General features: G+C 63.0%; 15 protein-coding genes. 9 read left to right on the top strand and 6 right to left on the bottom strand.

Annotated elements, in window-relative coordinates; genetic code table 11:
• Positions 1–12: 12 nt before the first annotated feature.
• Positions 13–795: a 3-hydroxybutyrate dehydrogenase gene (locus NKH01_RS11280; RefSeq protein WP_023721008.1), complete on the bottom strand. Its 783-nt coding sequence runs from the start codon at positions 793–795 to the stop codon at positions 13–15.
• Positions 796–996: 201 nt separating this feature from the next.
• Entirely contained in the window at positions 997–2085 is a 1089-nt protein-coding gene (locus NKH01_RS11275) for a citrate synthase/methylcitrate synthase (protein WP_353020211.1), read from the bottom strand.
• Positions 2086–2176: 91 nt separating this feature from the next.
• Between NKH01_RS11275 and NKH01_RS11270 the strand changes: the two genes are divergently transcribed.
• Positions 2177–3325 (top strand): citrate/2-methylcitrate synthase, encoded by a 1149-nt coding sequence (locus tag NKH01_RS11270; protein ID WP_353020209.1) that lies wholly within the window; start codon positions 2177–2179, stop codon positions 3323–3325.
• Between the two features lie 41 nt (positions 3326–3366).
• On the opposite strand, the gene NKH01_RS11265 is transcribed toward NKH01_RS11270, so the two are convergent.
• On the bottom strand, positions 3367–4020 hold the full coding sequence (locus tag NKH01_RS11265; protein ID WP_353020208.1) for a TetR/AcrR family transcriptional regulator: 654 nt from the start codon (positions 4018–4020) through the stop codon (positions 3367–3369).
• 101 nt (positions 4021–4121) lie between these two features.
• On the opposite strand from NKH01_RS11265, the gene NKH01_RS11260 reads away from it, so the two are divergent.
• Positions 4122–4568 (top strand): hypothetical protein, encoded by a 447-nt coding sequence (locus NKH01_RS11260; protein WP_353020207.1) that lies wholly within the window; start codon positions 4122–4124, stop codon positions 4566–4568.
• 127 nt (positions 4569–4695) lie between these two features.
• On the opposite strand, the gene phaR is transcribed toward NKH01_RS11260, so the two are convergent.
• A complete protein-coding gene (gene phaR, locus NKH01_RS11255; protein WP_023721013.1) occupies positions 4696–5304 on the bottom strand; it encodes a polyhydroxyalkanoate synthesis repressor PhaR in 609 nt (202 codons plus the stop codon).
• 278 nt (positions 5305–5582) lie between these two features.
• Here phaR and NKH01_RS11250 point away from each other — a divergent pair, with 278 nt between their 5' ends.
• The 7 genes from NKH01_RS11250 to NKH01_RS11220 all read left to right on the top strand — a co-directional run bounded on the left by NKH01_RS11250 (position 5583) and on the right by NKH01_RS11220 (position 13612).
• A complete protein-coding gene (locus NKH01_RS11250; protein WP_352480897.1) occupies positions 5583–6767 on the top strand; it encodes an acetyl-CoA C-acetyltransferase in 1185 nt (394 codons plus the stop codon).
• Between the two features lie 104 nt (positions 6768–6871).
• The gene (phbB, locus tag NKH01_RS11245; protein WP_023721015.1) at positions 6872–7597 is read left to right on the top strand and encodes an acetoacetyl-CoA reductase; all 726 of its coding nucleotides are present in this window, start codon (positions 6872–6874) and stop codon (positions 7595–7597) included.
• 32 nt (positions 7598–7629) lie between these two features.
• Entirely contained in the window at positions 7630–7926 is a 297-nt protein-coding gene (locus NKH01_RS11240) for a hypothetical protein (RefSeq protein WP_353020204.1), read from the top strand.
• Between the two features lie 398 nt (positions 7927–8324).
• Positions 8325–11777 (top strand): helicase-related protein, encoded by a 3453-nt coding sequence (locus NKH01_RS11235; RefSeq protein ID WP_353020202.1) that lies wholly within the window; start codon positions 8325–8327, stop codon positions 11775–11777.
• A gap of 12 nt (positions 11778–11789) precedes the next feature.
• Positions 11790–12176, top strand: a complete 387-nt coding sequence (locus tag NKH01_RS11230; protein WP_023721017.1) for an RNA-binding S4 domain-containing protein — start codon at positions 11790–11792, stop codon at positions 12174–12176.
• Between the two features lie 148 nt (positions 12177–12324).
• Positions 12325–12663 carry a ferredoxin FdxA gene (fdxA, locus tag NKH01_RS11225; RefSeq protein WP_023721018.1) on the top strand — a complete coding sequence of 113 codons (339 nt, stop codon included), beginning with the start codon at positions 12325–12327 and terminating at the stop codon, positions 12661–12663.
• A gap of 367 nt (positions 12664–13030) precedes the next feature.
• On the top strand, positions 13031–13612 hold the full coding sequence (locus tag NKH01_RS11220; RefSeq protein ID WP_006327799.1) for a CarD family transcriptional regulator: 582 nt from the start codon (positions 13031–13033) through the stop codon (positions 13610–13612).
• Between the two features lie 76 nt (positions 13613–13688).
• Here NKH01_RS11220 and NKH01_RS11215 read toward each other — a convergent pair whose 3' ends face one another.
• Positions 13689–14462, bottom strand: a complete 774-nt coding sequence (locus tag NKH01_RS11215) for an amino acid ABC transporter ATP-binding protein (RefSeq protein WP_023721019.1) — start codon at positions 14460–14462, stop codon at positions 13689–13691.
• Positions 14459–15139: an ABC transporter permease subunit gene (locus tag NKH01_RS11210; protein ID WP_353020199.1), complete on the bottom strand. Its 681-nt coding sequence runs from the start codon at positions 15137–15139 to the stop codon at positions 14459–14461. The genes NKH01_RS11215 and NKH01_RS11210 overlap by 4 nt, the downstream gene beginning before the upstream one ends.
• Between the last annotated feature and the right edge of the window lie 99 nt (positions 15140–15238).

Genomic DNA, 15238 nt, shown 5'->3' with positions numbered 1-15238 from the left:
CCGCTGGACGGCTCACTGAGCGGTCCAGCCGCCATCGACAGAGATGTGCGTGCCGTTGATCTGCGCTGCCGCATCCGAGCACAGGAACACTGCCGCCGCCGCAACCTGCTCGACGGTGACGAACTCCTTGGTCGGCTGCTTTTCGAGCATGACCTCGCGGACCACAGTCTCGCGGTCCATCTTGTTGGCCTTCATCTGGTCGGGGATCTGCGCCTCGACCAGCGGCGTCAGCACATAGCCGGGACAAATGGCATTGCAGGTGATCTTGTCGCGCGCCAGTTCCAGGGCGACCGTCTTGGTCAGGCCCATAATGCCGTGCTTGGCCGAGACATAGGCCGACTTGAACGGCGAGGCCACCAGCCCATGGGCCGAGGCGACGTTGACGATCCGGCCGCCACCGGCCTGTTTCATCAACGGGATGGCGGCGGCGATGGTGTGGAAGGCCGATGACAGGTTGATGGCGATGATCGCATCCCACTTCTCGATCGGGAAGCTTTCCACCGGCGCGACATGCTGGATGCCGGCATTGTTGACCAGGATGTCGACCGAGCCGAATGTCTCGGCTGCCTTCATGACCAGAGCCCGGCACTCGGCCGGCTTCGACATGTCAGCCTTGACATAGGCGGTCTGGACCTTGTGGTGTTTCGCAATTGCGTCGGCGATGGCGTGGTCGTCGGCGGTGTCGGAAAAGGAATTGACGACGATGTTGCAGCCTTCGGCCGCGAGCGCGTGGGCAATGGCCAGGCCGATGCCCGAGGTGGAACCGGTGACGATGGCGGTTTTTCTGGCGGTCAAGGCGGCTTATTCCTTTCGAGGCGGGCTCCCGCGGAACCATGCTGCACTGCAGCATATAGGCTCTCTGCCACCCAAGAACAGCGGATGTGTGGAGCAATGACATGAAATTTTTGTCATGAGGACCTCTCTCACCTTGACGAGAGAGTGTCTGGCACCGGCTGTAGCGGGGCCGGTTTCCGCAAAGCATGCGGGGGAAAATCCTTAGGCGACGAGGTCCGGCACCGGCCCGATATAGCACGACTGCGGCCGGATCAGCCGTCCGCTCGTCTGCTGCTCGCGGGCGTGGGCGATCCAGCCGGCGACGCGCCCGGCAGCAAAGACATTGGTGAACCCCTCTTTCGGAAAGCCCGCGGCCTCCAGCAGAAGTGCTGTGAAGAACTCGACATTGGTCTGGAGCGAGCGCGACGGCTTGGCGATGCGAAGCACTTCAAGCGCCGCTTGCTCCACGCTTTCGGCAAACGCCAGCCGGTGGCCGGCTTCGCCCTCGGCGCCGAGTTGCCGCACCACCGCTTTCAGCACGTCGGCACGCGGATCGCGCACACGGTAGATGCGATGCCCGAAGCCCATGATGCGGCGGCCGCGCGCGATCTCGTCGCGCAGCCAGATGGCGGCGTCGCCATGCGCCTCTATCGCATCCAGCATCTCGATCACCGGACCTGGCGCGCCGCCATGCAGCGGCCCCTTGAGCGCTCCGAGTCCGGCCAGCACCGCCGAAGTAAGCCCCGCCTGCGTCGAGGCGACCACGCGCGTGGCGAAGGTCGATGCGTTGAGGCCATGGTCGCAAACCGTCACAAGATAGGTATCGAGCGCTTTCGCCAACTTCGGCGAGGCCGCCATGCCGGTCAGCATCCGCAGCATGTCGGCGGCATGATCGGCCTTGCGATCAGGCGCAATTGGGCTTTCGCCGCGCTGCAAGCGCAGCAAGGCCGGCGTCAGCACGGCAGGTGCCGCAACCAGCCTGAGCGCGTCCGGCAATTTGTCGCCGTCCGGCAGTAGGGCAATGCCGGCGCGCATCGCGCTGTAAATATCGAGGGATGCGAGAAACGGCAGCAAGGGTTCGATCCGCTCGAACACTTCACTGCGCGCCCGGCCGATCGCTTTCGCCAGCTCCTTTTCGCCGGGAAGATCGTCGAAAGAGCCGTCGAACAGCAGCCGAACCACGTCGGCGTATTTCCAGCGGCCTGCCAGTTCCGGCAACGAATGGCCCCGGATGGTCAGGCGGCCGCCAAGACCGTCGACATCGGAGAGCACCGTTTCTGCCGCCACCACATCATCGAGCCCATTCGCCATTGGTTTTCTCCTTGACCCTTTCCGGGTCGTAGATAAGGGTTGGCGGCTGGACCATCAATCTTGATCAACCGAATCAACGTGCCAGGTTTACATGACTGAGTGGCTGACGCGGGACGAAGCCCTGGAGCGCCTCAAGGTGCGCGCCCAGACGCTCTATGCCTATGTCAGCCGCGGACGCATCGGCATGCGGCCGGATCGGGCCGACCCACGCCGCAGCCAGTATCGCGCCGACGACATCGCGGCGCTGGCGAGCCGCCGGGCGCGCGGCCGAAATCCCCAGGCAATCGCCGAAAGTGCAATTGCCTGGGGTGAGCCGGCGATCGCCACCACGATCTCGACCGTTTTGCACGGCCGCCTCGTCTATCGTGGCCAGGATGCGGTTGCACTCTGCGAGACTGCCACGCTGGAGCAGACGGCAAACCTGCTTTGGGCATCTGACGCACCAGTGTCGTTCGTGTCGGCGAGCCGCCATGGCAACGGCGCAACTGGCCGGCCGGCTGCCTTCGCGGAATTGGCCGCGTTGGCGGCCAAGGGCCGGCCTTCGCTCGGCCGCAGGGCGGCTTCGCTCAACCACGATGCGGCCGGCGCCATCGCCGCTCTGGCCCAGGCGCTCGGCGCGGTTCGCGGAATCGGTGCCGTGCACGAACGACTGGCGCAGGGCTGGTCCCTCGATGCAGCCGGCGCAGACTTGATCCGCCGCTCGCTGGTGCTGTTGGCCGATCACGAACTGAACGCATCGACCTTCGCCGCGCGGGTCGCCGCGTCCACCGGTGCACCTGTTTCGGCCTGCCTGCTTGCTGGCCTCGCCACGCTCTCCGGTCCGCGCCATGGCGGCGCCGCGGAGGCGGTCATGATGCTGGCGGAGGATGCGCAGAGATTGGGGTCGGATGCGGCTGTCGGACGCTGGCTCGGTCACGACAGGCCACTGCCCGGATTTGGCCATCCGCTTTATCCCGACGGCGATCCGCGTGCGGAACCGTTGCTGGCCGCGATCGATGTCGATGATGGGCTGTTACGGCTTTGCGATGCGGCCTTTGCGGCAACGGGCATGCGCCCGAACGTCGATTTCGCCTTGGCCGCGCTGACGCGCAGCCTCCGTTTGCCGTCCGATGCGCCGTTTCGCTTGTTTGCGCTCGGCCGCAGCATCGGCTGGGCCGCGCATGCCGTGGAGCAGGTGACAAGCAGCGGCCTGATCAGACCACGCGCCCGCTACCAGGGACCGCTGCCGGAGTTCCATTAGCTGGCGACGCAATCGCGGGCCCTTTTTTGGGTGCTGGCGGATTAAGCGTTAGATGGAATGGTCATCCGGCTCATGAAAAGTCGGAGAGCCCGCTGCGCGGCCAGGGCTGGCGGCTCGGACGGATGCCATTCCCGGAAATGACCATCGATCGCCATGCGTGCCAACCCATAAACGAGTGCACGCGCGGCAAGCACAAGATGATCAAAGTCGGTGCCGGGAGCAAGCCGACCCTGTTGTTGCGCTTGCGTCAGCAAGTCGATCATCGTCCGCCGAATAGCCTCATTCTGATCACGAAGGCTGTCCGACCCTTCAAAATCAATCAGGGTTCGGGAACTGATGATCTGGAAATGCGTGGGGTTGCTAATTGCCCATTCCAGATAGCCTTGTCCGATTGCTTCGAAGGCCTCAATGGGATCTGCGCTGTCGATTTTCGACCGCGCCTTGGCAACGGCCTTTGTCAGCCGATCCATGGCCTGTTCGGCGACCGCGGTGAGCAGCGCTGTTTTCGATCGAAAATGCCGGAATGGCGCGCCGGGCGAAACGCCGGCACGTTTTGCGGCCTCGCGTACGGACACATGCTCGGCTCCCCGCTCCTCGATGATCTCCACGGTTGCCGTGATCAAGGCCTCGACGAGATTGCCGTGATGGTATCGCTTGGCATCTCCGGCTTCGTCGGAATCAGTTGTCTTGGTCATCTCAGTCAAATAGCACGAGAGCGGAATGTAATCACTGATTATTTCCCTTGTGTTCGAGCGCTGCGTATGTAATCAATGTTTACATCGCAACGGAGGTTACCATGTTTCGCATCACCGCAACGACTGCCCTCGCTTTCTCCTTATTGTCGCTCGTATCTGCCGAGGCCGAGGATCGGCCCACCCTGGAAGTCGTCTGGCCGACGGCAGGTTCAGTTGTCGAACTGGGCAATTCTCCTGAGAAGGCGATAGGCGTTATCGTCAGGAGCAACTTCAGGCTGCTCACTGCGGGTGAGTGCGGGGAAATCAAGCAATGCGGCCACGTGCATATGAAGATCGATCCCAACGGAGACACCTGCAACATCCCCGGCAAGCCGTACAACAGCATGAACAGCGACTTTGGCGGTGATCTTATCAAGGCCCGTTTCGGCCATTGCCCGGATGCCGCCGGCAGACACGTGATCGGCGTGCTTCTTGCCGATGATCATCACCGGCCCATTCTAGTAGACGGCAAACCTGTTACCGCTCTGGTGACGGTGACCACGAAATAGGGCATGCCACGAAATAGAGCGTGCCACAAAATAGAGCGTGGATGACATCTTCACCTTCGAGGCGAAGATGTTTTCTGACACAGGCCTGCTGAGGGAAATTTTGGGCCGGCGCTTCGCCGGCCGGCAGTCACGACATCGTGTCGAGCTTGCGCTGCATCGCGGCGATCTGCTCCTTCAGCTCCTGAAGGTCGTCCGGTTTTTCCGGTGTTTCTTTCCTGGCCTGTTCGGCCGGTGCTGCTGCCGGCGCAGACCCCGCAGGCGGGAACGGCGTGAACAGCCGCATGGCGTTCTGGAACATTTCCATGTTACGCCGAGTCTGCTCCTCCAGCACCTTGATCGGCGTCGCGATCTTCATCATGTCCATCGGCGACTTGCCGAGGGCATCTTTCATCTGCTCGCGAAAGCGTTCCTGCTCCTTCGAGAAGGCCAGCATCGACTGTTCGAGAAAGCTTGGCACGATCATCTGCATCTGGTCGCCGTAGTAGGCGATGAGCTGACGCAGGAACGGGATCGGCAGCATGTTCTGCCCGTCCTTGTTCTCCAGCTCGAAGATGATCTGGGTCAGCACCGGATGCGTGATGTCGTCGCCGGTCTTGGCGTCCTGGACAGTAAAGTCCTCGCCTTTTTTGACCATTTCTGCGAGATCCTCGAGCGTCACATAGGTGCTGGTGCCCGTATTGTAGAGACGGCGATTGGCATATTTCTTGATAACAATAGGTTCGTCTTTCGCGGCCATCTGCATCCTCCCCGGACACCGGCCAGCTTAAGTAAGCCGCCGGTAACGATTGCGCCTTGTTAAAGGATATGCGCAAAAGCGTCATGAATCCAAGCTGTTTGTGCAGTGCGGGAACATTTTATGCTGCGCAGCACGGATGGGCCGTCATCGCAGCGACGCGCGGCCTGCTTGCCGCGGAGGAACGCCATGCCCATTTCGGGTTTGACTCGGGTTGTGGAAAGGGCAAGAAAAGTCCCCGACGGCACCCGAAATCGCTCCCCGAAAGTCTGGAGAAGAACATGTCCGCTTCCAACGCCATCGTTGTCGCCAGTGCGGCGCGCACGCCTGTCGGCTCCTTCAACGGCGCCTTCGCCAACACGCCAGCTCATGAACTGGGTGCCGTCGCCGTCAGGGAAGCGCTTGCCCGCGCCGGCGTCGACGGCAAGGAGGTGGACGAGGTCATTCTCGGCCAGATCCTGACCGCGGCTCAAGGGCAGAACCCGGCGCGGCAGGCGGCCATGGCCGCCGGCGTGCCGCAGGAGGCGACCTCATGGGGCCTGAACCAGCTCTGCGGCTCCGGCCTGCGCGCCATCGCGCTCGGCATGCAGCAGATCGCCCAGGGCGATGCAAAAATCATCGTTGCCGGCGGCCAGGAATCGATGTCGATGGCTCCGCATGCGCAGCATCTGCGCGGTGGCGTCAAGATGGGCGATTTCAAGCTGATCGACACCATGATCAAGGACGGCCTGACCGATGCCTTCTATGGTTATCATATGGGCAACACGGCGGAGAACGTCGCCCGCCAGTTCCAAATCACCCGCGACGACCAGGACCAGTTCGCACTGGCTTCCCAGAACAAGGCCGAGGCTGCGCAGAAAGGCGGAAAATTCAACGACGAGATCGTTGCCTTCACAGTCAAGGGCAGAAAGGGCGACACGATAGTCGACCAGGACGAGTACATCCGCCATGGCGCGACGATCGACGCCATGACCAAGCTCAAGCCCGCCTTCGACAAAGACGGCACGGTGACAGCAGCCAATGCTTCCGGCATCAATGACGGCGCCGCCGCCGTGGTGCTGATGACCGAAGCGGAAGCCGCAAGGCGCGGCATCACGCCGCTGGTGCGTATCGTTTCCTGGGCGACCGCCGGCGTTGACCCGCAGATCATGGGGACGGGACCGATCCCCTCCTCGCGCAAGGCGCTGGCCAAGGCCGGCTGGTCGGTCGGCGACCTCGATCTGGTCGAAGCCAACGAGGCCTTCGCCGCGCAGGCCTGCGCCGTCAACAAGGACATGGGCTGGGACCCGTCCATCGTCAACGTCAATGGCGGCGCCATCGCCATCGGCCATCCGGTCGGCGCCTCGGGCGCCCGCATCTTCAACACGCTGGTCTACGAAATGCGTCGCAGAAGTGCCAAGAAAGGTCTTGCCACGCTGTGCATCGGCGGCGGCATGGGCGTTGCCATGTGCGTGGAAGCATTGTGATGAGATAAGCGATACGAATAGGATACTGGCGCAAAGCGAGTAGGGAATAGAGGGCAAACCCTACCGCTTCAACGCTCAGTCATCTGCATTTCCCTGGAGGACACATGACAAAGGTTGCAATCGTCACAGGCGGGTCGCGCGGCATCGGCGCGGCGATATCGGTCGCCTTGAAAAGCGCCGGCTATTCGGTTGCCGCAAACTACGCCGGCAATGAGGAAGCGGCAGCAAAGTTCAAGGCAGCGACCGGCATCCCGGTCTACAAATGGTCGGTTGCCGACTACGAGGCCTGCGCTGCCGGCATCAAACAGGTAGAGGCCGATCTCGGTCCCGTATCGGTGCTGGTCAACAATGCAGGCATCACGCGCGACGCGATGTTCCACAAGATGACGCGCGAGCAATGGAAAGAGGTCCTCGACACCAACCTTTCCGGCGTCTTCAACATGACGCATCCGTTGTGGGGCGGCATGCGCGACCGCAAATTCGGCCGCGTCATCACCATCTCCTCGATCAATGGCCAGAAAGGGCAGGTCGGCCAGGTCAATTATTCGGCCTCGAAGGCCGGCGATATCGGCTTCACCAAGGCGTTGGCCCAGGAAGGCGCGCGCGCCGGCATCACCGTCAACGTCATCTGCCCCGGCTACATCGCCACCGAGATGGTCAAAGCGATGGACGAGAAGGTGCTCAACGAGCGTGTCCTTCCGCAGATCCCGGTCGGCCGTCTCGGCGAGCCGGAGGAGATCGCGCGCTGCGTCGTCTTCCTCGCTTCCGACGATGCCGGGTTCATCACCGGCTCGACCATATCAGCCAATGGCGGGCAGTACATCGCCTGACCGTTTATCTTTACGTTGAGATAGATACGCGCTTGGACGAACGGGCCTGCAAAACGGCCCGTTTCTATACTCTTCCCGTTGCAAGATCTCGATTCAGCACGCTGCCCCAATCCGGCACGCAAAGGTTAACGGCCGCTGCGCAGCCTGTGCAAAAACTGCCCGGCAGCCTGTGGATTCTCGGTGGAAAAGCTGTTCACAACACAACATGTTGCGGTGAACAAACCAAGAAACTTTGCCTATCGCTGATTCGTCGCCGATTCGTTCCGGCTTTGAGCGGAACGTTAACGGCGAGAGCCGAAAACACCCTCGAAATGATTAAAGCGCATTAGGAAACATCAATAATTTCATAATGTTGGGCGAAGCAGATTGGCCGGCCACGATCATTCACCGGCAAAGGTTAACGGTGGTGCTCGTTTGAATGCCGCCTGCATGAATCGGGCCAGTTTCTGTGATTCAGCATGTGGTGAGACTCGCCGGCAGAAATCCCAGATGTAGCCGTGAACAAAACCTGAATCAGCGCGAGTCAGTGATTCGTCGCTGATTCGTTCCAGACTCGTTCCAACTGTTAATCGGGAACAGATTTCTGGCTTCGAACCGACCAATCAGCCTGCCCTCGGCACATTCCGCTTTCGCTTCGCGCCCGAAATCCCTATGTGTCGCCTGTCATACGCGGCCAATATGGGCGCGCTCCCGACAATGCGAGGCAAAGAGCCTTATTTCCAGGCCGATGAACATCCATCCGAAACACACTGAACCGCTGATCCTGTCGGGTCGAGACGTGACGGCCGTGCTCGGCCCGACCAATACCGGCAAGACCCATCTCGCCATCGAACGCATGGTGGCGCATGAGAGCGGCGTCATCGGCCTACCGCTCAGGCTGCTTGCCCGCGAGGTCTATACGCGCGTCTGCGAGAAGGTCGGCGCCCATAAGGTTGCGCTCATCACCGGCGAGGAAAAGATCCAGCCGGCGGGCGCGAAATACTCGGTCTGCACGGTGGAAGCGATGCCGCGCGAGACCGACGCCGCCTTCGTTGCCATCGACGAGGTCCAGCTCGCTGGCGATCTCGAACGCGGCCACATCTTCACCGATCGCATCCTGCATCTGCGCGGCCGCCAGGAGACGCTGCTGCTGGGTGCGGCCACCATGCACGGCATTCTGCAGCGCCTGCTGCGGGGCGTGTCGGTGGTGACCCGGCCACGGCTGTCGCATCTTGCCTATGCCGGCTCGAAGAAGCTGACCCGCCTGCCGCGGCGCACCGCGATCGTCGCCTTCTCGGCCGACGAGGTCTATGCCATCGCCGAGCTGATCCGCCGCCAGCAGGGCGGTGCCGCCGTCGTGCTCGGCGCGCTCAGCCCGCGCACCCGCAACGCCCAGGTGGCGCTGTTCCAGTCGGGCGATGTCGACTACCTCGTCGCCACCGACGCCATCGGCATGGGCCTCAACCTCGACCTCGACCACGTCGCCTTCGCCCAGAATCGCAAATTCGACGGCTACCAGTACCGCAACCTGACCGCGGCCGAGCTCGGCCAGATTGCCGGCCGTGCCGGCCGGCATCTGCGCGACGGCACCTTCGGCGTCACCGGCCAGGTCGATCCGCTGGATGAGGAATTGGTCAAGAAGATCGAGGCGCATGATTTCGATCCGGTGAAAGTGCTGCAGTGGCGTACCGCGCATTTCGATTTCGCCAACCTCGATGCGCTGAAGCGCTCGATCGAGACCAACGCCCCGGTCGAAGGCCTGACGCGCGCACTGCCGGCCGTGGACGCGCAGGCGCTCGAGCATCTGTCGCGCGACGAGGACATCCGGGCACTCACCACCGACGCCAGGCGGGTGGCGCTGCTGTGGGAAGCCTGCGCGCTGCCCGACTACAGGAAGATCGCGCCGGCCCAGCACGCCGACTTGATCGCCTCCATCTACATGGACCTTGCCAGGCACGGCCATGTCGACGAGAACTACATGGCCGAGCAGGTGCGCCGCGCCGACACCACTGAAGGCGATATCGACACGCTATCGCACAGGATTGCCCAGATCCGCACATGGACCTTCGTTTCCAACCGGCCCGGCTGGCTGGCCGATCGGGCACACTGGCAGGAAAAGACGCGCGAAATCGAAGACAGATTGTCGGATGCGCTGCATGAGCGGTTGACGAAACGTTTTGTAGACCGCAGGACTTCCGTCCTCATGCGGCGCCTTAGAGAAAACACGATGCCTGAAGCCGAAATCAGCCCAACCGGAACCGTCCTCGTCGAAGGCCATCACGTCGGCGAGTTGCAGGGTTTCCGCTTCACCGCCGACCAGAGCGCCGGCGGCGAGGACGCCAAGGCGGTGCGGGCGGCGGCGCAGAAGGCGCTTGCCGCCGAGTTCGAGGCGCGTGCCGAACGCTTCGGCGCCTCGGCCAATGGCGACATCGCGCTGGGTTCGGATGGCACGCTGCGCTGGATCGGCGCGCCGATCGGCACGCTGGTCGCTGGCGAAGACGCTTTGAAGCCGCGTCTCGTTCTGCTCGCCGACGAGCAACTCACCGGCCCGGCCCGCGACAAGGTTGCGGCGCGCGCCGAGCGCTTCGTCAATTTCCAGATCGAATCCCTGCTGAAGCCGCTGGTCGATCTCAAGAATGCCGAGCAGATCACCGGCATCGGCCGCGGCATCGCTTTCCAGCTCGTCGAGCATTTCGGCCTCATCAACCGTCGCGACATCGCCGACGAGATGAAGTCGCTCGACCAGGAGGGCCGCGCGGCGCTTCGCCGTCTCGGCGTGCGCTTCGGCGCCTACCATGTCTTCGTGCCGGCGCTGATCAAGCCGGCGCCGGCCGGGTTGATAACGCTGCTGTGGGCGCTGAGAAACGACGGCAAGGACAAGCCCGGCTTCGGCGATGTCGTTCACGCACTGGCCTCCGGCCGCACCTCGGTGGTCATCGATCCAACCTTCGACAAGACTTTCTACAAGCTGGCGGGCTACCGCAATCTTGGCCGGCGTGCTGTACGCGTCGATATTCTCGAACGGCTGGCCGACCTGATCCGGCCGGCGACCAACTGGAAGCCGGGCCTCGGACCTCGCCCCGACGGCGCCTATGACGGTCAGTCCTTCATGGTGACGCCGCCGATGATGTCGATCCTCGGCGCCACCGCCGACGACATGGAAGAAATCCTGAAGGGGCTCGGCTATCGCGCCGATGCCAAGCCGGCGGCCGAGGTCAAGGCGCGGCTCGAAGCACAGGACAATGCCGCGCGTGAAGCGGCCGCTGCAAAGCAGGCGGCGGAAGAGGCAACGCGAGCCGAGCAGGCGAGGATGGCGGAAGCAGCTGCCGCGGCAGAGCCGCCGGCGGAGGTTTCGGCGGAGGCTTCGGAGCCTGTGTCGGATGCGGCTCCTGTTGCGGAGGCGGCCGAAGCCGTGACCGAAGCGGCGGCAGAGCCTGTCGCGGAAGACCAGCCGGAAGCTCCAGCCCCTGAAGCTGCGGCAGAAGTCACGCAAGAGACCCAGCCCGCCGCCGAAGCGGCTGCAGAACCAGCGGCTGAGCCAAGGACGGAACTTGGGGCGGAAACTGAGGCTACGGCACCGGCAGAGCCGCCGGTTTCCGACACTATGGAAGCATCGCCGGCCGAACCTGCAGCAACGGCGGAAGCCGTCGCCGGCGAAGCTGCCCCAGAAGCCGAGGAGCCAAAACCTGTGCTGTTGTGGCGGCAGGGTCGTTTCGACCAGCGCCCGCGTCATCGCCAGCATGACAACCGCCCCCGGGACAATCATCGGGACAGTCGCGCGCGCAATGGTCAAGCTGCGCCGGACGGCCGCAGCGATGCGCCGGTAGATGCCGGCGGGCAACCGACGCCGGGCGACCGGCCCGCCCGTCAAGGGCGCCACGATCAGCGCGACGGCGCCGGCAAGCCACGCTTCGACCGCAGCAAGTTCAAGCCCAAGCCGCAAGGCGAGGCGGCAGAGCAGCGCGCCGGCAAGCCGCAAGGCGACGCGGCAGAGCAGCGCGCCGGCAAGCCGCAAGGCGAACGCCTCGACCGGCGCGAAAACCGGCCCGACTGGAAGGCTGGACGGCAGGACGGCAAAGGCGGCGCCCAAGGCGCAAAGCCCGCCTTCCAGCCAAAGCCGCGTGAGGAACGCCCGGTCCGCTTCGATCCGGACTCGCCCTTTGCCAAGCTCGCCGCGTTACGCGACCAGCTGAAGAAGTAAGCTGTTCGTCCGATGGTCACTGATGCCCGCCAGCGCATCGACAAGTGGCTGTTCTTCTCGCGCGCGGTAAAATCACGCACGCTGGCAGCCAAGCTGGTCGTCACCGGACGCGTCCGCATCAATCGCGACAAAGCAGCGCAGGCATCCGATACGGTCCGGCCGGGTGACGTTTTGACCATCACGCTCGAGCGGCGGATCTTCGTCTGGAAAGTCCTTGGCACCGGCGCACGGCGCGGCCCGGCCGAAGAAGCCCGCCTGCTTTACGAGGACATGTCGCCGCCCCCCGCGCCCAAGGGCGAGGCGCTTCCGGATGCGGTGCCGCCGTTGCGCGAGGCCGGCAGCGGTCGCCCGACGAAGAAGGAACGCCGCCAGACCGACCACCTGCTCGGCGACGATTGAGCAAGGTCGAACTTCCGCTTTGCCGGGCCTCTGGAATTCCATTCCGGAAACCCCGGCACCGCTGGCAAGGGCTGCCCTTGCCAGCGGCGGACAAAGGCGTTACCTCACCAAAAAAGCCCAACAAAATGGGACGTCCCGGAGCCGACCAATGACCTATGTCGTGACCGACAATTGCATAAAATGCAAATACATGGACTGCATCGAGGTCTGTCCGGTCGACTGTTTCTACGAAGGTGAGAACATGCTCGTCATCCACCCGGACGAGTGCATCGACTGCGGCGTCTGCGAACCGGAATGCCCGGCCGACGCGATCAAGCCCGACACCGAGTCGGGCCTCGACAAATGGCTGCAGATCAACACCGAATATGCCGATAAATGGCCCAACATCACCGCCAAGAAGGAGCCCCCGGCCGACGCCAAATCCTTCGACGGGGAAGCTGGCAAATTCGAGAAATATTTCTCCCCGGAGCCCGGCGAAGGCGATTAACGAGAGCGCTGATTGCGGCAGCCTGACGCGGCGTAACAGACGTGATACATTAACGGCCTTGACAGGCGGCGATGGCGCATGGCCTTCGCGCGTGCAGCAAAACCTTGATTCTTCCGACTTTTTGTGTTATATCAGCCCAACATGCCGGTGACACAACGTCGATTTATGGCGCAAACGCCCCAAATCACTGAAAGGTGAATTTCTCAATCCGGACCAGAGCGATCTGGGGCAGGCGGTCGCAATGTTGCGATTTGCCGGTCCTGGCCTTCCGGTGAGTTCATCGTTGTGTGGCTAAGGACCGGTCACCCCGGTCGCACGAGTTCGGGCCGGCACGATGCCGGTACCACAACAAGGAGTTCAGGGCGTAATGGCAACGATCACCCCGCAGAAGAAGTCCACCGCAGCGCGCCACGGTTTCAAGACCGGCGAGTACATCGTCTATCCGGCGCATGGTGTCGGCCAGATCGTCTCGATCGATGAGCAGGAAGTCGCGGGCCACAAGCTGGAACTGTTCGTCATTGACTTCCAGAAGGACAAGATGCGCCTCAAGGTGCCAGTCGCCAAGGCGACCTCGATCGGCATGCGCAAGCTATCGGAAGAGGATTATGTCGAGCGCGCGCTGAAGGTCGTGCAGGGCCGCGCCCGCGTCAAGCGCACCATGTGGTCGCGCCGCGCCCAGGAATATGATGCCAAGATCAACTCCGGCGATCTGATCTCGATCTCGGAAGTGGTGCGCGACCTCTATCGCGCTGACAACCAGCCGGAGCAGTCCTATTCCGAGCGCCAGCTCTACGAGGCGGCCCTCGACCGCATGGCCCGCGAGATCGCGGCCGTCAACCGCATGTCGGAGACCGAAGCGGTGCGCCTTATCGAGGTGAACCTCAACAAGGGCCCGAAGCGCGGCGCCAAGGCCGACAACGAGGAAGCCGAGCAGGAAGAGGCTGCCTGAGCTTTTTCGCCTTCAAATTCAGAAAAACCCGGCCTCGCGCCGGGTTTTTTGTTTTGGCTGACCGGCGAATGCATTGCTAACCTTCGCCACCGCCCTCCCTTTCCGCCTCCTGCTTCAGCGTCGCGATGAACCGCTTGGTCCGCTGGCGCTCCGGGTTGCTGAACAGCACCGCGGCCGGCCCTTGTTCGACGATGTTGCCGGCATCGAGGAACACCACTTCCCGCGCGATCTTGGAGGCGAGCCTCAGATCATGCGTCGCCATCACCATGGTCGTGCCCTCGCTGGCGAGCTTGCCGAGCACGTCGACCACCTCTTGCGCCAGTTCCGGATCGAGTGCAGAGGTCGGCTCGTCGCAGAGCAGCACTTTCGGCGACGGCGCCAGCGCCCGGGCAATCGCCACGCGCTGCTGCTGGCCGCCTGACAGCGTCGCCGGCCAGGCGTCGGCCTTGTGCGCCATGCCGACCTTTTCGAGCAGGGCGAGCGCCCGTTCGCGCGCCCTTTCCTTGGGCCATTTCAGCACCGTCACCAGCCCCTCCATGATGTTCTCGATCGCGGTGCGATGCGGAAACAGCTGGAAATTCTGGAACACCATGCCGGTCTGCAGCCGCAGCCGCTGGATATCCCTGGTCGAGACCCTGCCGCCGGGGTGGAATTCGAGTGCATCGTCGCCGATTCGCACCGTGCCTGAAGTCGGCAGCTCGAGCAGGTTGATGCAGCGCAAAAGCGTACTTTTCCCGCCGCCCGATGGCCCGACAAGCGCGGTGACGCTACCTTCCTCGATGGTGACGGTCACACCCTTCAGCACCAAATTGTCGCCGAAACGCTTTTCGATGTTGGTGAGGCCGATCATGCGCGCGCCTCCAGGAAGCCACCATAGCGGTTAAGTCGCGTTTCCAATCGGGCCTGCAAGGCCGACAGCACGGAGCTCATGACCAGGTAGAGAGCCGCTGCCTCGACATAGAGGATCAGCGGCTCATAAGTGGTGGCGACAATGCGCTGCGCCGCCTGGAACATCTCGGGCACGGTAATGGCGGCGGCGAGCGATGTATCCTTGACCAGTGAGATGAAGGTGTTGGACAGCGGCGGCACGGCGACGCGCCCCGCCTGTGGAAGAATGGTGCGCCGCATTGCCTGGGCCCAGGTCATGCCGATCGAATAGGCCGCTTCCCACTGGCCCTTCGGCACCGAACCAATGACGGCGCGGATGATTTCCGACGAATATGCGCCGATGTTCAAGGTAAAGCCGATCAGTGCTGCCGGAAAAGCGTCGAGCAGGATGCCGACCGATGGCAGGCCGTAGAAGATAAGGAACAGTTGCACGAGAAGCGGCGTGCCGCGGAAGATCCAGACATAGAAGCGGACCACGGCGACCAGCGGTTTGGGACCGAACAGCCGAACAAGCGCCACGACCAGGCCGAAGACAAGACCGAATGCAAACGACAGCAGCGTCAACGGCACGGTGAAGATCAGTGCAGCCCACAGCAGCGTAGGCAGGGATTCCAGCATCAATTGCAGCCAGTGCGGCACGAAGCCTCCTCCTTGCCAGATTGCCGTCGCTCATATCACGCGAAAGCGGCGGGCCGTCAAAGACAGCTCGCCGCGACATGAACGACGCGGGCCGGCATT

This window comes from Mesorhizobium sp. M1403, assembly GCF_040317695.1.
GTDB lineage: Bacteria > Pseudomonadota > Alphaproteobacteria > Rhizobiales > Rhizobiaceae > Mesorhizobium.
The sequence above is the reverse complement of the archived record's forward strand: the minus strand, read 5'-3'. Positions and strand labels throughout refer to the sequence as shown.